The organism is Humiphilus diazotrophicus (assembly GCF_059726315.1).
Genome location: NZ_AP040870.1, coordinates 7333877 through 7355840, shown reverse-complemented (window position 1 = coordinate 7355840; position 21964 = coordinate 7333877). Strand labels below are relative to the sequence as shown.

General features: G+C 53.5%; 17 protein-coding genes. 7 read left to right on the top strand and 10 right to left on the bottom strand.

Annotated features, from left to right (window positions below; all coding sequences use genetic code 11):
• Positions 1 to 161: 161 nt before the first annotated feature.
• The 3 genes from AC6I7T_RS29435 to AC6I7T_RS29425 all read left to right on the top strand — a co-directional run bounded on the left by AC6I7T_RS29435 (position 162) and on the right by AC6I7T_RS29425 (position 3966).
• Positions 162 to 2612, top strand: coding sequence for an ABC transporter permease (locus tag AC6I7T_RS29435; protein ID WP_497791420.1), 2451 nt, complete (start codon positions 162 to 164; stop codon positions 2610 to 2612).
• 258 nt (positions 2613 to 2870) lie between these two features.
• On the top strand, positions 2871 to 3326 hold the full coding sequence (locus AC6I7T_RS29430; RefSeq protein WP_497791419.1) for a VOC family protein: 456 nt from the start codon (positions 2871 to 2873) through the stop codon (positions 3324 to 3326).
• Between the two features lie 169 nt (positions 3327 to 3495).
• Entirely contained in the window at positions 3496 to 3966 is a 471-nt protein-coding gene (locus tag AC6I7T_RS29425) for a VOC family protein (protein WP_497791418.1), read from the top strand.
• A 130-nt stretch (positions 3967 to 4096) separates the two neighbouring features.
• Here the strand turns inward: AC6I7T_RS29425 and AC6I7T_RS29420 are convergent, their stop codons facing one another.
• The 8 genes from AC6I7T_RS29420 to AC6I7T_RS29385 all read right to left on the bottom strand — a co-directional run bounded on the left by AC6I7T_RS29420 (position 4097) and on the right by AC6I7T_RS29385 (position 14860).
• The gene (locus AC6I7T_RS29420; RefSeq protein WP_497791417.1) at positions 4097 to 5800 is read right to left on the bottom strand and encodes an alpha-L-fucosidase; all 1704 of its coding nucleotides are present in this window, start codon (positions 5798 to 5800) and stop codon (positions 4097 to 4099) included.
• Positions 5801 to 5861: 61 nt separating this feature from the next.
• Complete coding sequence (locus AC6I7T_RS29415; RefSeq protein WP_497791416.1) at positions 5862 to 8525, bottom strand: carboxylesterase family protein; 2664 nt, start codon at positions 8523 to 8525, stop codon at positions 5862 to 5864.
• 392 nt (positions 8526 to 8917) lie between these two features.
• A complete protein-coding gene (locus tag AC6I7T_RS29410) occupies positions 8918 to 9658 on the bottom strand; it encodes a Type 1 glutamine amidotransferase-like domain-containing protein (protein WP_497791414.1) in 741 nt (246 codons plus the stop codon).
• A 144-nt stretch (positions 9659 to 9802) separates the two neighbouring features.
• Positions 9803 to 11935 carry a hypothetical protein gene (locus AC6I7T_RS29405; protein ID WP_497791412.1) on the bottom strand — a complete coding sequence of 711 codons (2133 nt, stop codon included), beginning with the start codon at positions 11933 to 11935 and terminating at the stop codon, positions 9803 to 9805.
• Positions 11935 to 12315, bottom strand: a complete 381-nt coding sequence (locus tag AC6I7T_RS29400) for a PadR family transcriptional regulator (protein ID WP_497791411.1) — start codon at positions 12313 to 12315, stop codon at positions 11935 to 11937. The genes AC6I7T_RS29405 and AC6I7T_RS29400 overlap by 1 nt, the downstream gene beginning before the upstream one ends.
• A gap of 225 nt (positions 12316 to 12540) precedes the next feature.
• Complete coding sequence (locus AC6I7T_RS29395) at positions 12541 to 13695, bottom strand: alpha/beta fold hydrolase (protein WP_497791410.1); 1155 nt, start codon at positions 13693 to 13695, stop codon at positions 12541 to 12543.
• Complete coding sequence (locus AC6I7T_RS29390; protein WP_497791409.1) at positions 13696 to 14292, bottom strand: TetR/AcrR family transcriptional regulator; 597 nt, start codon at positions 14290 to 14292, stop codon at positions 13696 to 13698. It lies immediately after the preceding gene.
• A gap of 220 nt (positions 14293 to 14512) precedes the next feature.
• Positions 14513 to 14860: a hypothetical protein gene (locus AC6I7T_RS29385; RefSeq protein ID WP_497791407.1), complete on the bottom strand. Its 348-nt coding sequence runs from the start codon at positions 14858 to 14860 to the stop codon at positions 14513 to 14515.
• Positions 14861 to 15240: 380 nt separating this feature from the next.
• On the opposite strand from AC6I7T_RS29385, the gene AC6I7T_RS29380 reads away from it, so the two are divergent.
• The 3 genes from AC6I7T_RS29380 to AC6I7T_RS29370 all read left to right on the top strand — a co-directional run bounded on the left by AC6I7T_RS29380 (position 15241) and on the right by AC6I7T_RS29370 (position 17570).
• Complete coding sequence (locus AC6I7T_RS29380; protein WP_497791406.1) at positions 15241 to 16095, top strand: alpha/beta fold hydrolase; 855 nt, start codon at positions 15241 to 15243, stop codon at positions 16093 to 16095.
• A 149-nt stretch (positions 16096 to 16244) separates the two neighbouring features.
• Positions 16245 to 16667, top strand: coding sequence for an OsmC family protein (locus AC6I7T_RS29375; protein WP_497791404.1), 423 nt, complete (start codon positions 16245 to 16247; stop codon positions 16665 to 16667).
• A gap of 135 nt (positions 16668 to 16802) precedes the next feature.
• Positions 16803 to 17570 carry a CPBP family intramembrane glutamic endopeptidase gene (locus AC6I7T_RS29370; protein WP_497791403.1) on the top strand — a complete coding sequence of 256 codons (768 nt, stop codon included), beginning with the start codon at positions 16803 to 16805 and terminating at the stop codon, positions 17568 to 17570.
• Between the two features lie 373 nt (positions 17571 to 17943).
• Here the strand turns inward: AC6I7T_RS29370 and AC6I7T_RS29365 are convergent, their stop codons facing one another.
• Both AC6I7T_RS29365 and AC6I7T_RS29360 read right to left on the bottom strand, forming a co-directional pair.
• Positions 17944 to 18654, bottom strand: coding sequence for a TetR/AcrR family transcriptional regulator (locus tag AC6I7T_RS29365; protein WP_497791402.1), 711 nt, complete (start codon positions 18652 to 18654; stop codon positions 17944 to 17946).
• A gap of 21 nt (positions 18655 to 18675) precedes the next feature.
• A complete protein-coding gene (locus AC6I7T_RS29360; protein ID WP_497791401.1) occupies positions 18676 to 19272 on the bottom strand; it encodes a hypothetical protein in 597 nt (198 codons plus the stop codon).
• 158 nt (positions 19273 to 19430) lie between these two features.
• Between AC6I7T_RS29360 and AC6I7T_RS29355 the strand changes: the two genes are divergently transcribed.
• Positions 19431 to 21716: a GH36-type glycosyl hydrolase domain-containing protein gene (locus AC6I7T_RS29355; RefSeq protein WP_497791400.1), complete on the top strand. Its 2286-nt coding sequence runs from the start codon at positions 19431 to 19433 to the stop codon at positions 21714 to 21716.
• Positions 21717 to 21964 lie beyond the last annotated feature (248 nt).

Sequence of the window (21964 nt, the reverse complement as noted above, 5' to 3'; positions counted from 1 at the left end):
CAATTAGCTGCGGCGATGTACACTTGCGTGTTACACGTAAAGATCGTGCAAGTTGTACAATTTCAGGGTATTGTTACTTTAAATCTGTAACAACGTCATTTTGCGCGGTAGTTATCCGGTAGACGGATTCTTAGCTCGCAAATGCTTTGAGGCTCCAAGCCATGTTCATTGACCGGCAAGATTTTCTTTATGCTCTGCGGTCTGCACGACGCGCTCCGTTGCTCACTCTTGTTGTCGTACTTGCCTTGTCTGTTGGAATCGGATTGAATGCGGGTGTATTCACAATCCTCAATTTCATGTTTCTCGATTCCCCGACGAGGAAAGACGCTTCCAGTTTTGTTCAGATCTATCCTCGGTACGAAGGCTGGTTCAACGGAGCGGCACAGTTCTCTTCTTCCAACACCGAAGACTACGATGCCATGCGGGAAGAGGCTCATTCGCTTAGCAGTCTCGCCGCGTGGAATTCTATTGAGACGACACTCGATGACATGCATGGAAAGACCTCTTCCCTGCTCGTCACCTGCAATTACTTTCAGGTCTTCGGCATCGACCGGCCGCTCTTAGGCCGCTTTTTTCTTCCTGAAGAGTGCAACTCCGGAACCTCCGTACACATTGCCATCCTCAGTGAACATCTCTGGAAAAATCTCTATTCTTCCGACCAGCTCATCGTTGGGAAGGTAATCCACGTCAGCCACCAGCCCCTGACCGTTGTTGGCGTGCTCCCGGACAGCGCAGCCAACTTGTTGCCCGGTGGCCTATGGATGCCCTACACGCTTCACCCCGTATTCAACCATGGCAACAGCGCCTTTCGAGATTCCAGTCGGACGTGGCTTTCCGTCGCAGGACGTCTGCGCCCGGGATACTCCCGTACCGATGCAACAGCCGAACTGCAAACGATCCTTCGGCGCAGGGACCACCTCTACCTTGAGCAAAAGACTTTCTCCCTCGATCGCCAAACGGCGGTGGTGTTGACCAATGGATCCTTTATCCAAAACCCGGCAGTACGAACCATCGTCGTCGGCTTGATGGTCCTGATAATGGGACCTCTTTCTCTGGTTCTTCTGCTGGCATGTACCAATGTCACCATGCTCTTCTTGTCGCGCTCTATTGCGCGCCGCGGCGAAATCGCCGTTCGCCTGGCGCTTGGAGCCGGACGTGCGCGCCTGATGCGGATGCTGGCGATGGAAAGCTTTCTGACGGCATCGATAGCTGGAGGTATCAGCATCTTTCTTGCCACGCGAGTACCCGCGCTCCTCACCGGATTATTGAGTCTGACGGAAGGAGGATTTACGTCAGACATCAAGCTGGATTGGACAGTCTTTGGCTATCTCGCTGCCCTGGTGCTGGTCGCCACTATCGCATCGGCCCTTGCACCTATGCGCGAAACTTTTCGCTTCGACCTAATAACAGGACTCAAAGGCCGTGAAGGCTCAGTCACTACGCGCTCGCGGACAACAAGCACATTGATCATTGTGCAGCTTGCCATGAGTTTTGTACTGCTCACTGCCGCTGTGCTCTTTACACGCCTTCCTTCCGCAATTACGAATATTGATCCTGGATTCGAAACACATCAGGTCATGACGGTTCCCCTTGCAATCGGAACTCCCCCTTACACCAAAGCATCGACAACTGTCTTCTACCGCACGCTAGAGGCGCGTATTCTCGGAATTCCAGGAGTTCAGTCACTGACCTATGCGAGTATCTCGCCCTTTGGATACGCACCGCAGAATGAGGTTCGTCTCGAAAGACAGAACAAAGGACAAGGCAAGGCAGCAAGCATTGACAGCGTATCGGTCGACTTCTTTACTACCTTTGGAATTCCTCTACTCCATGGCCGAGCCTTCCAACAGTCGGATGTTTCCGGTTCACAGAGTTCGCCGGTCGTCATCGTCTCACAGTCCTTCGCGAAAACCTTTTGGGGTAACGACGATCCGGTAGGAAAGATGGTAGTAACTCCTGACGATAGACATTTCCTGGTAGTTGGCGTAGTCCGGAACACCCGTTCGGAGCGCTTCGGTATGCTGGATGGACCAAGGCTTTACACTGTGCGCGATCCTGAGTCGCTTCAGGGCCAGCTCTTCGTTCGTTTCCGGGGAGATGCCGCACCTGTCGCTGCATCCATTGAACAAATCGTGAAAACACTGGACGCCAGTCAGACGGATACTCCTTCGACCATCTGGGAATTCCTTGAGGCAAACGCAACCGATATGCGTTCGATGGTCAAAATCATTCTTTTCATGGCCTCAATAGCAATGATCCTGGCCGTGACCGGAGTCTATGCAGTTCTCTCTTTCGCGATTAACCGCCGCATCCGTGAATTCGGCATCCAGCTGATGCTCGGAGCAACGCGTAAGTCACTCTTCCAGGCAGTCATAACAAAAGGGCTGAAGCAGATAGTCATCGGACTGCTCTTCGGCATCGTGCTTGCCATGCCTGCAGCCTTGGCTTTCGCACATATGACCCAAAACTCAAATCTGCCGATCCAGACCTTCAACATTTCGATCTATGCCATCTCCGCGCTTATTCTGCTGGTGATTTCTCTTTGTGCCATGTGCGTGCCCGCACTCAGAGCAACGCAGATAGATCCGCTCCAGGCACTACGAGATGAATAAGCCGAAAGAACAAGCAGACAAGTGTTCGTCCCGGCCCTCCGGGACGGGCAGCTTTCTTATGACAGTTTACCCAGGATTCCACTTCGCTCCATCCTTGGCTATTATCGATTCCTTCCGCCGGAAGGAAGGCACGGAAAACATCGGATCAGAACTGAAGTTATATCCTGATTCCTTCCGTGCCGACCACCCAATGTACACCCCAAAATTCGCTCTCCCCGGCTTGCCAGCAGTCACCTCCCGACTGGTACTATGCCGGACATGAATAAACTTGCGCCATTCCTCTGGTTCAATGACAACGCGGAAGAAGCCGCCGAGTTCTACCTGAGCGTCTTCCCGCATGCGCGCAGGCTGGATGAGCTGCGTTCCAAGGGTGTCGGTCCCTGGCCCGCAGGCAAAATTGCCACGATCACGATTGAGCTTGAAGGCCAAGAGATGGTCTTCCTCAACGGCGGTCCCGCTCATCAGCTCAACCCCGCATTCTCTTTCTTTGTTCGTTGCGATACCCAGGAAGAGATCGACAGCTACTGGAACAAATTGATCGACGGGGGCAAACCTATGGCCTGCGGCTGGCTCACAGACCGCTTCGGCTTATGCTGGCAGATCGTGCCACGCAAAATCGGAGAGTTGATCAATCACCCTAAAGCAATGGAAGCCATGATGGGTATGATCAAGTTAGACTTGCCCGCGCTGGAAGCTGCCGCAAACGGGGATTAAGAAGCATCTATAGAAGCATTTCCAGTCAGAAAGCCGGTTGCTCAAAAACTGCTGGTGCGACTTTGCGTTGCTCCAACTAGATCGATATCGTGAAGTCGCACCAGGAATCGGAACGCTCCGGTCGAGAGCCCGCCTTATACCATAAACAAACATGGAGGCCGCAATGAAGATGCAACGCCGTAAAATGCTTGGAGTACTCACCGCCGCTGCCGGATCGGCATTACTGCCGGGATCGTTTGCAGCCGCAGAGCAAACAGCCGCAGCAAACACCTCGCCGAAAGAGAAAGTTACAGGCATCGGTGGCATGTTCTTTCGTGCGCGCGACCCTAAGGCGCTATCGCAGTGGTATCAGGAACACCTCGGCATCTTCGTAACCCCGCAGAGCGAAAACGATCCGGTATGGCAACAGCAAGCCGGACCGACCGTATTTTCCCCCTTCCCAGAGAAGAGCAATTACTTTGGCGACGCAACGAAGCAGTGGATGATCAACTTTCGCGTAAACGATCTCGACAAGATGGCTAAGCAGCTTGAGGCGGCAGGAATCACGGTGAAGATCGACCCTATGACATATCCGAACGGACGCTTTGCCCGCATTCACGATCCGGAAGGCAACCCAATCGAGCTGTGGCAAGCGAAGTAAAGTAAAGTCTTGTTTCGGCGTGAAGGCGGCCCGAATCATCTCGCAAAACTGGTACCATGATCGCCCCACCGAGTTGTCGGCGGAGCGATCATGGTTCTTTTCGACAATCTCGGCAGGGCTCGGTATTCGGTTATCTGCAGAGAGGATTGCCCGAATCGGTATTGATATCCGGGTTCGTTGCAAGCCCCGTAATCTTCAGAACAAAGGGCCCCTTATGCTGAGTCGCATCGGACATAACTACCGCTAGCCCGGTGCTGTCCTGCTTGAAGTCGAGTGGGCCACGGCCAAGCATGGTTACAGATTGGACTGCCCCGGCACTCCCGCCCTTGGGCAAGGAGTTGATAGCGATGTCGCTTCGGTCGCCCTTCTCCATGACAATTGCGTAGAGATCACTTCCCTTGACGGTGAAATAGATGTGCTCTTTGCCCTTCTCCTCAAAACGGGTCCAGGCGTGTGTATCGTAAATGGCTTCGCCATTGGTCTCCAGCCATTTGCCGACGGCGAGAAGAGTGTCCTGCTGATCCTGGGGGATCGTGCCATCAGCCTTCGGAGAGACGTTTAGGAGGAGTGTTCCATTCTTGCTTACGGTGTCCACCAGCCAGCCGATAACTGTCTCCGGCGAATTGGCTTTCATGCCTTCTACGTAGCCCCAGCTCATGTTTGCGATGGGCCGGTCGACAACCCAAGAGCCACCTCGGATCCCGTCTGGCGGAGCGCCTTCGAAATCCAGAATGGAGGCAATCGTTTTAGTGTTTGTTCCCGCCGGTGCGAATGCCGCCTTTTTCGTTGTGAAGGAGACCTCTTTGCCCCAGCCTTTAGCGCGGTTGTAATAGTAAGCGGCAATCTCCAGCTTCAGCGGATCGATATAGCGCTGATCAACACCATTGTCGAAGTAGATGAGGTCAGGCTGATATTTGTCGATAAGTTCGGCGTTACGCTCAAACCAGTTCACTAAGAAGCGTTTCATTGCCGCATCGCTGCGGTCGGCATAGTTGTAGAAGTCCGCCCATTTCGGGTCGTATAAATCGCTCTTCTCGGATTTCATCTGTTCGGCCAGTTCGCGTGGCGGATTGATGAATTCGATGTTCTCGATACCGTGATTGGCCACGCCCAACTTCATTCCCTGCTTCCGCACGGCAGTTGCAAGCTCGCCTACGATGTCCCGCTTCGGGCCCATCTGCATGGAGTTGAACGGAGTGACCTTGCTATCCCACATGGCAAAGTTTTCATGGTGCTGCGCACCCGGCACCACATAGCGGGCTCCCGCTTTCTTGAACAGAGATGCCCAGCCATCGGCATCGAAATGCTCTGCCTTGAACATGGGAATGAAGTCCTTGTAGCCGAACTTATCCGGAGGACCAAAGTGCGCGGTATGCCACGCCCGCGTGCTGTTTGGACCGTTGTTGATGTCGAGCGCCATGTCGTGCCCGAAGATGACCTTGAGCACGCTATCATCCCCGCCCGCATAGAGGAACTTTTCATACCACTCGTTACCATGCGCCGGTACCGAGAAGATACCGAAGTGCATGAAGATACCGAATTTGGCGCCTTTGAACCAACTCGGAACCTTGTAGTTCTCCTGAAGCGATTCCCAGGTTGGCTTCACCGGTCCTGGAGCCGTTGGGCTTGGGATCTGCTTCACTGCCTCTTCCACGACGTGCTGACTGGTTTCCGGTGCCATATCGAAACCGAAACTGTTACCGCTCTCTCCAGCGCATTGCGCATGGAGCGGCCCACTGACGCTGGCCAGCATCGCCGCCATGCCTATCGAACGCGCAATGGCAAAGGACCGTTTCAACGGTATTGACTTGAGTGCCCCTGCAATCTTCTCCATTCCAATTCCCCTCAATGTTGCTTCTAACAATGTTGTGTTGAGCTGCCTTCGTCCAATCCCTTTACCTGAAGATGCGGGGAGCGAAGTCATTTAGGTCGCGTCGCCACGTCAGCCATTCGTGCGCAGTGCCAGGCGATGAGAAGTAGACATATTTAATGCCTGCTTTATCGAGCATCGCACGAAACGCTCCAATAGCCCCTGGAAAAGGGTGAGGTTCCTGCGTTCCCATGCCGAGCCAGAGCAGCTTCACCTTTTCGTTAAAGGCTGCACCGTCTTTGAAGATTCCGTCGAAGGCCGTAGCGGGATCGAGTACATCGGTGCTGAGACCATTCATGGTTCCACTGAATCCCGCCATGTAGGCGAAGGTGTCGAGGCGATGCGTGGCGATATGGAGAGCTTCGTTGGCTCCCATCGACAGTCCCGCCATGGCCCGATGCTCGCGGTCCGGAATGGTGCGGAAGGTGGAATCGATCATGGGGATGACGTCTTGCATCATCACGTCCTCAAAGGCGGCGAAGTCCCCGGATGGGCTCGGAGGTGGACCAAAAGGCCCCGCAGGGCGCGATGCGTAACCGTTGTCCATCACAATGATCATGGGCACGGCCTTCTTTTCCGCGATCAGGTTGTCAAGGATGAGGTTCGCATGTCCTTGAAAGATCCATCCGGTCTCGTCTTCTCCCGAGCCGTGCTGCAGGTAGAGCACAGGATAGCGTGCTGCTGGATCGGCATCGTAGCCCGGCGGCGTGTAGATAAAGCAACGGCGCCACTGGCCGGTAATCTTCGAACGATAAGTCCGGATATGTACGTCGCCGTGCGGCACGTTTCTGGCGAGGTAGTAGTCGACCCCCTCCTCGGGAATCTCGATGCCACTGGCATCCATGCTTGTGCCGAAGAAAGAGTGGCTTCCCGGATCGTTCATCCGGACCCCATCTACGTCGAGCGCATAATAGTGAAAGCCTTCCACCAGAGGCGGTGTGGTCACATTCCACACTCCGTCATTGCCCCGCATCATGGGGAACTTCTTTCCAGTGATATCTACATCGACGGAATGAGCATCGGGAGCCTTTAGCCGGAATGCCACGCTGCGGTCGGGGAGAACTCGTGGATACTGTGCGCCCGGGACATTTGTCGAAGCCGGGATGGCATCTTCTACGGAAGAAGCGCGCACTCCCTCTGGAGAACGACGCCATGCGAAGTACTCATCCAGCGTTTTGAGCCCTGGCTCATTCGGAACCGGACCGGTGTGGGCCGCCTGGCTGAAATACATCAATTCGGGAGTCCGGTCGCTGAACGCGGGCCATGCGGGCACGCTCTTGCCGTTCGGATCTCCGAATTTCGCGAAGTTGGTCCAGTAAGTCACCATGGCATCGGAAATCACGTGGTCCGAGGCCGTGGGCTCTTCGTGCTGGAGATCGTTCAAGTGCCCGAAGACATAGGCTACTTCGCGTCCGTGAGGGGCGCCATGCCCGGCTTGCGGCGAATTGGCAGGATAGTCCGGATGCTGATCGAAGTAGTAGTAGAAGACTTTCGATTTGCCCTGCTTCGCCTGAAGCCGCGCCCAACTCCAAGTGTGCCATCCGAATGCCGCGTCCCGGCTCAGATCGCGCGCTGTTTTGGGAACACTGCTTTCCCCCGCCGGATAATCCTTGAGCAAACGATCTGCGAATGGTCCGTAGCGCTTATACACTCCCTCGGCGTATTCCCGGGGTGTGCGGTCATGCGAAAAGCTAGCGCCCTCATCGGAGTTGTATCCGATCAGCACCGGAGTGTCGTTGAACTTTCCGGCTGCATACAGGCTGTACTGATCCGAAGGAATCACCCAGCCGTCAATGATTGGCCAAGCAAGACGTTGGCCGCGTGCGGCTGCAAGGATCTTTTCTGCAGGCAATTTTCGCAATTCTGCCAGCGATGCTGCGCCAGCGTCCACGCCCATCTGTCTGCCGTCCCTCTCCGCATCGGCCAGCAGGCGCATATTCTCGCCCGGAGCTCCGGAGCGGCGCGGAGGTCCGAATGACCCGCCACTTTCTGAAACCGCTCCTTCGAACAGGCCCTTGGCCAGCGGCGAAGCACTAAGCATGCTAACGGCGATTCCGCCAGCCGACTCGCCAAAGATGGTCACCTTCTTGGGATCTCCTCCGAAGGAGGCGATGTTCGCCTTGATCCATTGCAATGCAGCGATCATGTCGAGCAGACCGTAGTTCCCGGAGACGTGTTGCGGCGATTCCGCACTCAGTTCCGGATGGGCCAGGAAGCCCAGCGTCCCCACTCGATAGGCGATGCTGACCAGCACCACCCCTTTACGAGCCAAGACCTCGCCGCTATACACGGGAACCGAGGTGCCGCCCCCATTGAATCCGCCGCCATAGATCCAGACGAGTACAGGAACGTGATCGGAGGGAGATTTCGCCGGCGTCCAGACATTCAGATAGAGGCAATCCTCACTCATCTTCGAGGAGTTGCTGGCATCCGCGCCGAATCCGCCCTGCACACACTGAGGCGCAAACTTGTCCGCAGGACGCACACCCTGCCAATGTTCCGCAGGCCGAGGCGCGCGCCAGCGCAGATCTCCTACCGGAGGCGCGGCAAAGGGAATGCCTCGATATACAGACAGGTCCCCTTCCTTTGTGCCCTGCAGGGCACCTTGCTCCACCTTCACCGTTGTGCTCGCTTGCACTGTCGTCCAGGCCATTACGACAAGAGCTACGGCCAGCAGAATCCTTTTCATCTGAAGTTCCTTCTTTCCCCTCGCGCTTCGATTCTTCCACCGCGCCAGATCCCTTTTGAAAACGTTCCGATCCGGCGATCATCCCCACGTTGGCAATTACGAATCAACTGAGTAAGCGTTTACCCGTGAAACTACAATCGAAGTTTGACAACAATCTTTTCGCGAATACTCTATCGGTGGCGAAGCTTATAAAAGCGATTTAGTTCTTGTCAATAGTGCATTTTTGGACGATGGTTTTTCGCGCGATCTTCTCAGTATTTCTGAGTTGAAGGCCCCGGCTCCACACCAATTGCATTCCGAGTAGGGGTAACGGTTTGCCCGCAACCCTGGCGTCTTCTTCAGTCGGTTGGAGTTCAGGAGCCTGTAGTTTGACGCTGAGTTGCGTCGCGCCCTCATTTACGTGGAGTAAATAGCTTCCAATGCCCCTCGGAGACAATTTCCACGGAGCCATCTGTCACTTTGACGGCTGTCTGATCGTCAATCGCATACACCGGAAGCGATAGCTTTACAGCCCATATTTCTGCGTTTGCCAAGGAAGCATCTGGATGATCCTCGTGATCCAGGTGCGGAATCAGCGCAAAGTCGACCAGCCCGGCTCCCCTGCCCGTGAGGAGAATCTTGCTGACTTCTCCTTGTGGTGTTGAGAAGACCACCTCTTCCGATGTGAGCGCGTCACGGCTGCTGTTAGGAACCTTAGAGTAGGTCTCACCGATAGTAGAGGAAGCCGCCATGCTTCCCGCACTTACGCCTACATAGACCGGCCCCTGTTTCAGCGTCGGCAGAAGGTCGGTCACCCCGGACCGTTGCATCCAGTAGGACAAATACAACGGATCGCCCCCAAATACCAGCAGTGCATCTGTCTCCTCAACCATTGGGACCCACGCTGCTCTATCGATACTGGGTAGCGCGGTGAGTTCAAGTATTCCCAAAGACTTCCAACCCAATTCTGCCAGTGGAGATCTGGCTCTTCCGGTAACGGCCTGCCACGCCACTCCGCCACCGCGGGGAAAGGGGTAGATCGCAGTAGGAATGATGAGTGCGCTGGATTCTGATATCGGCTTGCCCAGGAGGTCGACCAGCCCTTGGCAGATGGCCGCATTGTTGATCCCAGAAGATGTGAGAAGAAGTTTCATGATGACCTCTCATTTCCGACGGTCTATCTGGATCTATGATGGCCTACGACAACGGAATAGCAATTGGCACTGCGACGATCAATAGTACGAGTGCCAGCTTTACGACAATTTCTTTTTCCCGATCAACGAATTGGAATCTAGGCATCAGCGTGGCAATATTGTGAATTGTTGGATCGCGATCTTGGGCGCTTGATATCTGTGCTCAATATCAGCAAGAACCACTACGATGATCTCGCTGAAGTTTCGAATCTTCACGTTCGCCGGAATGGCGAAGTGCACCGTCTCCAGCACTGGAGCGGCTTTTATGGAAAAGCTGCCCGGCTGGGTGGAAATAATGGGTATTTGGCCCAAATCGATCACCTGTTGCTTCGGCGATCTTCCGTCGGCCAACAAGACCGCGAGGGAAAGAACGCCCTCCTTGTTGTCATGGTTGGCGATTTCAATCTGGATTTCACGACAACGCGAGATCGGAATCGCTCTCTGCAACTCCTGATGAGCTTCCATCAAAATGGGGTTAGAGTTGTTCGATTCGAGGTCTAGATCAAGAGGTGTGTTATGGACACGCTGAGCATTCGGGCCAGGACGTTTGGCCGGGGGCTGGAGATACCAATAAGCTCCGCTGAAGCGAATGATCTGTGTGCGTTTTGTTCCCAGAGCAAGAAGAGATGCTTGATGCAGGCTTGGTGCAACAATCTGTTTCTTCTCCGGATACGGGTATAGAATCACACTTTCATAGCCGCCGATTCCGCCGGTGAAGTTTCTAGCCGAAGGCCTCTGATGATTTGCTCTATTGCCGGCGGCCGCATCTGAAGCATTGAGATTCTGAATCTTATCGTGTAGCGCAACTCCCTCGAGCAACGTCCAGATTGTGACAAGTACTGCAGGAATCACTGCATACACAAGCCTTCGCACCGCGGGCTCGTACTCCGGTCGGCTCTCACCGGAAGGCTCCTGCGGCAAAGTAGATTTCCATGCGAGCAGAGACGCACTGGGCGCCAACAGAGCCGTCGCGACGTAATACGCGTGCATAGCAATCGCAGCAAGCCCGGTATACAGTCCAATCGCGATCAAATACCCATCCATCTCTCCCTGTTGTAGATAGCGGGACTCCTCAAAGAGGTCACTTCCACCGTATCGGTGGCTTGCCGGACCGCTTGGTGCTGCCGTGAAAGCAAACGAACTGACTTGGCGCAGACCAGAGAAGAGAATGAACGCACCAACCGAGGCAATCAACGGAGCTACCGGCGATGTCTGATCCGAGAGAAACATGATCGCGGGCGCCCACACCCACCCAGAGGCGCAAACCAAGGCGAACAGTGAGAACGGCAACGGCGCAGCAATACGAAAGGGGCTGGATGAGTGCTTCCAATAAATCCATGCTCCTCCAACGCCTGCCAGAGCACCAACCAGCACGTACAGGAGTGCACGCACACAAAGCAAAGGAAGAGAGGTAGCGTCGTTCTCCAGTAATCTCCCAACCAGGAGGCTGACGCCTAGTGCGTTGATCAGTCCGGCACTAACGAAGAAACCAAAGAACCATCTTCCGGTGGAGGGATCGAGATTCAACTTAAACGTAAATACATCTGATCCTGTTACAGAATCAATTGTCGGTGACTCGGTCAGTGAAGCCTGAAATTTACGTACCGACCTCGGTGTCGTTCTCCATAGTGCCCACACCAGAGCAATGAAGTACGGAATGCGAATCACAACTGCAAGCAGATTTATATCTGTGATCCAGCCCAGCGCCGAAGCAGGAGTACTTGAATACGCGAAATAGGAGTACCAATATAGATTCACCAGTCCGAACATGGCGCCATACACTGGAGCAAAGACGATCGGCGCTAGCTTAAGCGCGCGCGTGGCATTGACGTCGAGAGGAGACTTCAGATTAAGCGCGCGGAAAAGAAGTATTCCGCTCCAGAGAAAAAGCGAATGCAAGAAAAGCCAGCCAACAAATGCTGGCAGTATCCAAACTGGCCCAAAGAGTGACCAGATCCGGTCAAAAGCCGAAGCACCTCCGATTCTGTCGCAGAGAAGCTTCCATGTTGGAGCCAGCATCGACCAAAGAAGTACGAAGGACACCATTGGCAAACGCACGCGAAGGCTCTCAATCCAGGAAACGACGCAAGCGGCAATCGTCTGGCGCCAGTACCAGCGGTTCGTGCGGCCTGACTGAAAGACTTCGAGGAGATCACCGGCGAGAGCCTCATCGCGATTACCGGCAGTCAAGTGCTCGAGTATCCACGTCGCGAATGATGGCGGCTCTCTTCGTCTCATCAGATCTCCTGTGGCATACTCGTTTTGAGTTCCGGGATTGCCTTCCATATCCTGGTTAACACACGACGGGTCTCGTTCACCTGCGTCAGCCCTTCTTTGGTGATGCGGAAGAAACGCTTGGCCTTGCCACCGCGTTCTGCGGTCGGAGTTCCGAGACTGGAGGCGACCAGGCCCTTCGTTTCTAATCGCTCTAAAGCCGCGTAAACACTACCCACGGACACCTCTCTCCCCCTGTATGCTTCGAGCTGTCGAGAGATTGGGACGCCATAAGCCTCATCTCCAAGCTGAATCACAGCGAGAAGGAGCATGAGCTCAAACTCTCCGAGATAGTTCCTGTTAGCCATTAATTCAATAATAGCGAAGAAATCAAGATTCGCCAAGCATCTTTGGGATAGCCGAAATCGCCAACCCATTCATCTCGCCCTTATCCTGCGGAATGGACCGTTAAGAAAAGGAACCAGCATACACTCCAGCTAGCCTGACTCTGGCGCTGGAATGTAAAGAATGTCCGGAGACATTTTGTAAAGGATGTCATGGAACTGTACACCAAAAGAAGACTTGAATGGACCACCCGCCGTTCGACATGGAGGGTGGCCCTCACACAACTAAAAACCGTATGTTGCCCGCGATGCTAGCGGAAGGACATCATTCACTAGATGCACAAGGAATCGACCTGGCTCTTCTTCCATAACCATATGCGCCGAGTTCTCGAACCATACAAGCTTCTTATCGGGTGCATTCAACTGCTCAAACCATTTCGCCGCTAGGGTGTGCGAAGTCGTGTAGTCGTGTCGCCCTTCAAAAAGAAACACAGGGCACCCAATTGTCCGGACGGATGAGAAGTCTACTTTGAACAAATCAGGAAGCAGAAGAGATACGGAATAGCCTTGCGCTGCAGGTCTCGCGTTAAGATCTGCCTCTGTATATTCCGGCGATAACAACTGTACGTTATCCTCGTAATCCATACTGGTCCGGCCGTATGCTTGACCTCCAAAATAGATCAGCCATGAGCGTTGCTTGACCAGCTTGTCCAACGTGAACTTGCTTGGATCCCCTGGATACGGAGCAAGGGATTTCAAATTATCAATCGCTTCGGTGTTCCGCTGCGCAACTGCCCGTGACAGAGCGAACTGATAACCTTCTTCTTCGTTCTTCACCGAGTTCACGACCTGGCCAACTCCGATGTAGGCATAAAACCATTCAGAATGTCGTTGCACCAGCTCAAGACCAAGAATGCTGCCGAACGAATGACCTAGCAGAAAGATCTTCCGTTCTCCAAAGCGATCACGCAAGTAGCGGACGATGTCTGATGCGTCCTCAGTCAACTGCTCGACTGTCATCGTCGGAGCGAGAGCTTTCGGGTCGTTTGAAACATATGTCTTCCCGGCTCCCCGTTCATCCCATTGCACAACGGTGAAGTAGTCTTCCCATCCGTTTTGCACGGTCCAGAAAGTCGGCATAAAGGGAGATCCAGGGCCGCCGTGTAAGAAGAGCAGAATCGGATTGTTCTTGTTCTTTCCTCGGATCGAGATCCATTGTTTCGCGCCATTGATCTTGAGGGGCAGGAGCTCTTCAATGCCTTGCCGTGTTACGATTTTGCGATCATCGGCAATGTACCCGGTCACCTGCGTGCGGGAATACGTCGTTCCGCCGTTCGCTGCGCCCGAGAGGTCTTGAGATGTCAAGGGCGGTGTTAGAAAGATCGATGCGGCTGCAACAAGGCAGCCAACGGCCAACCGACGGTAAGGGGAAGTTTTCACCTAGGTTTCCTTTCTTCGTTTAGTCCTTGTCTGTACTGCACGGGAGGCATCCATCCAGGCATTCAATCCAAACTCGAAGCCCGTAGCAGGTATCTGTTCATTGAATGCGTCAACAGACTCCAAAGCCGCCATGCCGTGCAACATTGCCCAGAGGGCGACAGCCGCCTGAGGCGCACGCTGCTCGCCGGTTATCCTGCGTACCTGCCCAACAAAGAACAGCCACAACATCTCAGGTGCAACTGCATTCTGCCCCGTTGCAGGCCGAGGTACGAGAAGGGCTTCGTATAACAAATGTTGCTCCCGGGCAAACGCCATGTATGCTGCAGCTATCGCACGGATTGCACGATCGGCTGTTTTACCACGAACAGCTTTCTCAAGCACGACATGCAGACGAGCAGCGACCTCCGCTGCTACGGCTGCTTTAATTTCTTCGACATCCGCGAAGTAGTGATAGAGGGCATTAGGAGCTAGATCTAATTGAGCAGCTACTGAACGAACCGACACACTGCGCAATCCGCCATGTGCCAGCAGTTCCATCGCTGCACCAATAATTTGTTTCCGGTCTGTCTTGGAAGGAGCCACCTGTACACTGTACACCAAAACGTGTTTCTCAAAGAAATTCTTTGGCAGCGGATAAGGAGCTGACATGGCAAAAGAAGATTTGAAAGATGCTTAACGTCAAAGGCGGCAAATGCGAAGACAGCATTGATGAAAAGCCCATCAATGCTGTCTACATTAGGTAGGAGAGATTAGTACAACGGTGTTGTTTGGGCGTACAAGCATCTCGGAGAAGCGACGTGCCTTACTCCTAGTTATCTCATTTGGCCGCTTCCTCCCAATGCGGATAAGTGACGTAAGCCGTAGTTGCTCCTTCGGCATGGGAGCGAATGATGACCGACTCGCCTTTAGGCATGTAGACGATCTCTCCGGAGCCCGCTGTTACCGTAGCACCCCTGCTGGAAACAGATAGCTGCCCTTCCAGCACCAACATGACATCATCGACGGCGATTCTCGCTTCCAGTATCTGATTAGGAGCGTAACGACCGTAGCCGATGGTTATCGGTCCACCGTGGCGCTGGTCGATTAAATTGGCTGCAAATATATCGGCGGTCTGCCCTGGGGAACGCGTAAACGACGCATCGGCAATTGCGAATTTATGAATCATGATAGTGCCCTTTCGAGAGATAGAGACTTGATCTGCGATGTTAACGACGGCCAGAGCTTCAAGTCGGCGCCTTCTTTGAAGACTGGCTTCACAGTGATATCGAGAGGAACCTGACTTCCGAATGTCATGCTCGGCCATGCATCCAACTATTGGACGCACACAAAGTTCACCGGGTTACATTGCAGAAATACCAGGCTGCTTTCCAGCAGGTGACCTATTCGATGAACAAGCCTAGTTTTTACCTCCGCGCGGTTGCCGTCAAGTCTTCAAAACATGAACTCTCCGCGAAATATTCTGCGTACTTGAAGCGCCAAAAGCATCTTGTCCTTGAGAGGATGAGCCGTCGCCGCGGCGAGCATTACCAACAAAGGGAAAACACCATGAGCAAACAGGAAGCTTCCAGAGTATTGAAAGTACGTGCGGGAGAGTTGTCATTCAACGTACTGGATTCGGGTAGTGGGCAGCCAACCCTGCTATTCCTGCATTACTGGGGCGGTTCAGCCCGCACATGGAATGCTGTAAGGAATCACCTTTCGGCTGATTTCCGATGTATAGCTTACGATCAGCGTGGATCGGGCAAGTCAGATACTCCGGCCCAGGGTTACACGCTGCGGGATCTCGCTCACGACACGCTCGATATCATTCATGCCCTTGAGCTCAAGAGATTTGTTCTTGTCGGGCACTCGATGGGAGGCAAAATCTCCCAACTTGTGGCCTCAGAACGTCCGGCTGGTCTAGAGAAACTCATCCTTGTTGCTCCCGCACCGCCAACGCCGCAAAACATTCCGGATTTCGCCAGAGAGGCGCAACTCCACGCCTACGACAACCGGGAGAATGCCCTGCGGGCGATTGATTTTCTTACGGCGCGTCCTTTGAGCGAAGAAATGCGAGAACAAATTCTTGCGGATAATTTCGCTTCTGCACCGCAAGCCAAACTGGCTTGGCCCAGTGTGATCGCATATGAAGATATCTCTGCTGAGGTAGGAAAGATCGCCGTCCCGACTTTGGTTCTCGCTGGCGATCAGGATAGGCAAGACCCGGTGGAACAACATGAAAGAGAAGTTCTCTCCCGAATTCCAGACGCCCGACTTTATATCATCCCCGAGTGTGGCCACCTTATGCCGATAGACCAGCCAGCAAGATTGGCAGACGCAATCCGCTCCTTTGTCTACAACTCCAGTACGCAACGGGATTCCATTAGCCAAGAAATGCCGCGTCGTCAACAAATTCATTGAATTCAGAATTCATACTAAAATGTCGGCTGGTCTTTAGGCATCTATTGTTAGGCTCTAATTGTCCATAAGTCCTGTTCGATATGGGATCCAAATGTCTAGATGGGCATCACAAGCATTCCCTGGGAACTCAATGTATGGAGAGGTGAATCATGCAGATCTCAGCGACGGTCGCCAATCGGGGTGGACATCATCAGACAACGGTTTGTACTGATGATAGAGAGCAGTCGTTGGCGATTCCCGCCAAGGCCGAAGGACGCGGCTCCGCCGTAAATGGAGGCGAGTTACTCTTTCTGGCGCTTGCTACCTGCTACTGTAACGATATCTACCGCGAAGCTGTGGAACGCAAGTTGGATGTCGAATTGGTTGGAGTCCAGGTCACTGGCCGCTTTGGCAACAGAGGAGAACCCGCGGAAGACATCACCTATCGAGCATCGGTTAAAGCAAAAGGTCGTGACAAAGACATCCTTGATCTCATGCACTATACGGATACGGTTGCCGAGATACACAATACGTTGAGACGCTCTACACAGGTGGTACTCACGGAATGCAACGTTATCCCATCAGAAGGATGAGTCTTTAGTCAGCTTCCGATTCAGCAGTTCGCCAGGAGAGAACCCGATCTGAATACTTCACGAACAAGCCAAGCTGCACAGAAGAGATCCTTCTGGCAATTTGCATCGTTGTGCGTGGTGGCGTACGGCTTTGGGTTGGCGGGCCTTGCCTTCTTCCCCAACGAACGTCCCAGCGCATTCATGGTGCGAGCCATGCTGGCCGCTTGCGGCGTTGTCCTGTTGCTGCTCGGCAGTAAGAAATTGCTCAGGCAAGATGGATTTCCGACAGATGCTTTAGGGCTCCGGCTCACCCTGCCGCATGCGAGAGGTTTTGTTCTAGGAGTAGCTTGCGGTTTCTTGTTTATTACCCTGCTTGCCGCTGCCCTCGCCACACAGGTTCCCTTCCATTGGGAAAGAGGCTTATTGTCATTTAGCCATGCCGCCTTCATCGCTCACACATATTTCTGGACAAGCTTCGGAGAAGAGCTCATATTCCGTGGATACGCATTGGTTGTGCTTTCCAGCTACTTAACTCCTAGAAAAGCTGTTTGGGTGCTGGCTTTGCCATTCGGATTATTTCATCTGCCCGGAATGGGGTTCGGCATACCTGCGGCGAAGATGGTCGCGACGACCGGCGCTATGTCAATAATTCTCAGCTATAGCTTCTTGCTCACGCGCACTCTGTGGACAGCCGTTGGCATGCACTTCGCAATTAATATATCGCTCCATGCACTAACTGGCCTGGACGGTGCAGGAAAACCCTCACTCTGGAAGCCAATCTTTGGGCGTTGGCCAACAGCCTATGACGCTGGCTTCTGGACGCTGATTGCCATCACCAGCTTAGTCGCCTTTTTACTCTTCAGGAAAACAGATCCAAAGCCCTTTGCAGAAAATCCCCCAGACCTACCAGCTTTGCGGAAATAACCTGATTGTCAATGCTAACTAGAACATCGAAACGGCCGCCAGTACATTACCCGCTTGTGCGCGACAATCCCTGCTCGGACTGGCCCTGCACTTACGTTCTCTTTTCCCATTGATCGGAGTGAATCGGAGCCATAGGCTCATGCAGAGGGTTTGGTCTCGATGGCCGAGCAAGCGGAATACAAGAACGAGTAGGTGGAAATACCCCCAAAGGAGAGAGCACGCCAAGGCCGAGAAGAATAAGGGTGAAAAGGCGGCTAAAAATCTGCTTGTCTATTCCAGCCATACTGTCCTCCTACCGGGATCTTAGCCTCCACGGACTAAACGGTTTTCATAAATAATGTGTCCAACCTCTCTCGGCACAAATTCGTTCGATCTATTGTTTTCTTCCCTGCTTCGGCTTAGCCTTCACCGTCTTTTCCGTCTTAGGCTTTCGGCTGGCGATATGCGTACTTATAGAACGCGAACCTTTGCCTTCCTTATACGCGGCGAACATCGCGTCAACCATCAAGCATGTAGCGGCTTCAAGACGAGCCCAGTCTTGATCTGAGTTCAGGGACAGGCCGTTGTATATATCCGATATGTTTGAACGCAGGATGAGATAAGTCTGTCCTGCGGCCAGAAGACTCGCCACTACCTTTACGTCCATCCCGGATGACGCATCGAAGTCCTTAAAGAGCGTGGCGCTTTGTGCTTCCCTATGGCGCGATAGTGCCTCGGTCAGATTGTTTCGCTCCTGTAACTCCCAGCGCAGGATCTCCTGCGTTAAAGGACGCCTCCGCAGAGCACGGCCAAACGCGACCAGCAGATGTTTTGCCCGTTCGACGGTGCTCAGGTCCGCCCAGGAGCCGTGATACTCGGCTATGAGTTCGTCCAACCCTGGCCAGAAGTCGCCCTCTTCCGCAAAAGCCTTCAAAAGTTCAGGCATTCCTCCGAAATAGCGATAGATTAGAACCTTATCCACGCCAGCTTCACGCGCAATAGCGTTCACACCTATTTGCCGAAAGCCTGAACGAGCAAGCAAACGCCCCATCGCCGCCAGAATGTTGGCTCGCGTTTCCTCGCGATTTCTCTGCCCCATAGTCATTCGTCTATCTTAGTTGGAATACTAGAACTTGATGCCGAGTTTAATTGAAGCCTCAGGCGTAAAAGCCGGCTGCTTGTAGATCGTACCGCCGACTGGTATGTCGCGATCATGCGCAATGACAAGATGTCCGCCTGCCCAGGGGTTCAAGTAGATGTGTCGCGATAGCTTCCACACGTAACCGCCACCAACTGTTGCCATGTAGTTCTGGTACTCGGCATATTTCTCCGATTGATCGGTACGTATGCGGTTGCGCCAGTACTCTGCTCCAGCACCTATCCATGGCCCTTCCTGGTTGTTCCTTCCCGCTCCGAAAAAACGGTCCGCGAGGAGCGCATACGCATCTGTGCGCTTGTCACGGAAGCCATCACTCACCATGAAAGAAGGCATATTGGTCCTCGCCACCACGTAGCGGAACCTCGCAGCACCAATGCTCATGAAACCGGAGCCGTAATATCCTCCGGTCGCGAAGGGTACCATATCAACCTCGGAACCGAACCGGACCGTCTTCGCGCAATGCCCGTCTTGCGCTCCTAACCGGCTCGCCATAAGCAACGGTAGAAGTGCGATTGCAACTGCCAGAGACCAGGCCAGGCGTCTTACTTGTTTCTTCTGTTTCATTTTGTCACCTCCATGTCACCGTATGGTGACAATACTATGTCACCCATCAGTGACATGTCAAACGAAGAACACTTTCAGGGAGTAAGCTTTCAGGGAATGAGTTTTGCCCAAAATTCATGGGCTAACTTTTTGCAGAAATAGCAAGGAGCAAGAGAACGATGAGTCAATCAGAGATGTCACGCCGGGATTTTGTAAAAACTGCGAGCGCAGCTTCCATTGCTGCATCCCTACCTGCCTTCGGGCTGGGGGAGCATGCAAGCACAGCAGCGAAAGCTGTAGGAACGTGGAGTGACGATTCGAGTGGTCTGCCGCGCTACACCTACACGGGATCGGTTCCGTTTGTGTTGCCATCGAACAGGATTACTCGCGAGTATCTTCCGGAAGACCCGTTCTTTCTGCTTGGTAATTACCGCTTCACGCTATTCGCGCATGTCAGTGGCATTTACGAGATCCTAAGTGGCGAGCGAGCCTGGGGCCGTCTCAACCAGGGACCGGAGATGTGGAGTGGAGCAAATCGCGCGTCGATAACAGTAGCCGGCAAAGGTGTTCAGTTAGTGGGTTTGATGGAACCTGCTGCACAATCTGCGGAGAAGTTCTTCGGTGTGGGATACGCACAATTCCGCTATCACCCCACACCAGATTTGCGCCTCACACGTACCCTCTCGGTGATGCCGTCGTCCCGGCCTGGCGACGGAACTTCGGCCTTTGTGCTGTCGATTGCACTGCAAAACCTCGGCAAGAAGCCTCTTCAGTTGACTTATCGAGAGAGCGTGAAGGCTGCCTATCAGCAGGCATTTGCACTGTGGGACGCAGAACGCAATCTAGTGCAGATCGATAGAAGAGTAACAAAGGAAGCGCTCGAAGTACGATGCGATTTCCACGCACAGGAACCGCAACCACTTATGTTTTCGCACGGAAAGAGAATGTCGAGGTTCGAGGGTGCACCGCCATCGTTGTTCGTGCGCGCATCTGCACTCCCTGGTGCAGAGATTTCGACCACAGCGGAGAAGGATAGCGAAGGAGGCGACTGGATTGGAGTGCAAACCGCGCTCACCTTGGCCGCTTCCGAAGAGAAGGTCTTTCATTGCATCATTGGCTATGCGTTCACCCAAGCTGAAATTGGCCAGATTGCAGATACTCTCACACGGGCGATTGGTAACACGCATGAACCTCAGTTCCAGAGCGCATGGAATCGAGCCGTCCCGAAATTCACTGACGAGCAAGACGCAGAGTTGCGCCGCGAGATGCGCTGGAACGCCGCCGTCCTGGAGCAAATGACCACCTGGCGCGAGTATTACGATGAAACAGTTGTGCCTCAGGGAACGGTGTACGACTATCAGTGGGGCAATATGGCCAGCAGTCGCGATCTCGCCCAGCAGGCTCTGCCTATGTGCCACCTCAATCCTGCCATAGCTCGCTCCACGCTTCGCTTCGTCATGAAGAGAACTATTCCCGATGGCGAAATCAAGCTGGACGATCTGGGTTTCGGATGGGCACCGCATTCCGGGCGGCTGACGAGCGATCAGCAGCTCTATTTCTTCCAATTGCTGAACGAGTATCTACGCGCAACCGGAGATATCTCGATTCTGACCGAGTCGATTTCCTACTATCCTCTGGAATGTGCAGGAACGGGCAGTGGTGTGGACCATGTGCGCGCAGCCTTTCTATTCTTACGCGACAGGATAGGAACGGGGCGACACGGGCTGGTGAAGCTGTGGAACTCCGACTGGAACGATATGTTCTTTTTCTGGCCGATCTCTGAACCGTATAACTATGTCTTCGAGTCTTCCGAGTCGCATATGAACTCAGCAATGGCCATTGCCATCTTGGCTGATTTAGCAACGACACTTCACCAATATGACCATTCGGAGGGAGCCGCCGAATTGCTCGCAGCCGTGCGCCAATATCGCGAGCAGTTGCTGAAGGCATTTCTGGCGGACTGGGGCACACAGCCGTTTCCCAAACGCATGTACTTCCAGAACAAGGCAGTGGGAGAGGACGAGATGTGGCTCGAACCACAGGGATTCACTCTGCTGATTCCGGAGCTTCCCGTCGAACGAAAGAGAGCACTGTTCGCAGAGATGCAAACACGGCTGATCAAAGGCGAGGCAATGGGGATAAAGCAGATTGAGAAGCCAATCGCTAGGCCTGGAACAAGAGCAGGAGCACGTGAAGATGGAGGCTTCTGGTATGCACTTACCGGGCCAGTTGTGCTTGGAGTCGCATCGTTTGACAAGAATGCGGCCGTGGATCTGCTGCGCCGGATAACCTTCGCCAACTTTACGCGAATGTATCCCGAGTACTGGACCGGGCAATGGTCGGCATCCGACTCGCTCGATGCCTCTTCCCTGCCTACCACCGGGCTTTCTGGATTCATTGTCTACTGTGCCCACTCACATGCCTGGCCGCTCTATTGCTATCTGCGGCTGAAGCAAGAAAGTTAAACAGAGCTCCAACCGGGGCGCCTATCAAGGTTGACAGCACATCCGCCAAGATGACGTCCCGATGAAACAATCTTTGACGAGCCAGTAAGTGCCTATAGAGATGTCCTGTGCACCATACATGTCAAGCTGTAGATCATCCACGACTCAATCCTTAAAAAAGGCGAACTATTTAGAAAAGGGTAAGAAAATAATCGTTTTACCGATAAACAATTGCAGAATGCCGATAGATACAGATAATAATCGGAGGT

Bases quoted from the DNA above. Each gene is read 5' to 3' on its own strand.
- AC6I7T_RS29355 (WP_497791400.1), top strand. From the start codon at position 19,431: ATGAGTCAATCAGAGATGTCACGCCGGGATTTTGTAAAAACTGCGAGC.
- AC6I7T_RS29410 (WP_497791414.1), bottom strand. From the start codon at position 9,658: ATGAAACTTCTTCTCACATCTTCTGGGATCAACAATGCGGCCATCTGC.
- AC6I7T_RS29380 (WP_497791406.1), top strand. From the start codon at position 15,241: ATGAGCAAACAGGAAGCTTCCAGAGTATTGAAAGTACGTGCGGGAGAG.
- AC6I7T_RS29405 (WP_497791412.1), bottom strand. From the start codon at position 11,935: ATGAGACGAAGAGAGCCGCCATCATTCGCGACGTGGATACTCGAGCAC.
- AC6I7T_RS29375 (WP_497791404.1), top strand. From the start codon at position 16,245: ATGCAGATCTCAGCGACGGTCGCCAATCGGGGTGGACATCATCAGACA.
- AC6I7T_RS29385 (WP_497791407.1), bottom strand. From the start codon at position 14,860: ATGATTCATAAATTCGCAATTGCCGATGCGTCGTTTACGCGTTCCCCA.
- AC6I7T_RS29360 (WP_497791401.1), bottom strand. From the start codon at position 19,272: ATGAAACAGAAGAAACAAGTAAGACGCCTGGCCTGGTCTCTGGCAGTT.
- AC6I7T_RS29425 (WP_497791418.1), top strand. From the start codon at position 3,496: ATGCAACGCCGTAAAATGCTTGGAGTACTCACCGCCGCTGCCGGATCG.
- AC6I7T_RS29435 (WP_497791420.1), top strand. From the start codon at position 162: ATGTTCATTGACCGGCAAGATTTTCTTTATGCTCTGCGGTCTGCACGA.
- AC6I7T_RS29365 (WP_497791402.1), bottom strand. From the start codon at position 18,654: ATGACTATGGGGCAGAGAAATCGCGAGGAAACGCGAGCCAACATTCTG.
- AC6I7T_RS29415 (WP_497791416.1), bottom strand. From the start codon at position 8,525: ATGAAAAGGATTCTGCTGGCCGTAGCTCTTGTCGTAATGGCCTGGACG.
- AC6I7T_RS29430 (WP_497791419.1), top strand. From the start codon at position 2,871: ATGAATAAACTTGCGCCATTCCTCTGGTTCAATGACAACGCGGAAGAA.
- AC6I7T_RS29420 (WP_497791417.1), bottom strand. From the start codon at position 5,800: ATGGAGAAGATTGCAGGGGCACTCAAGTCAATACCGTTGAAACGGTCC.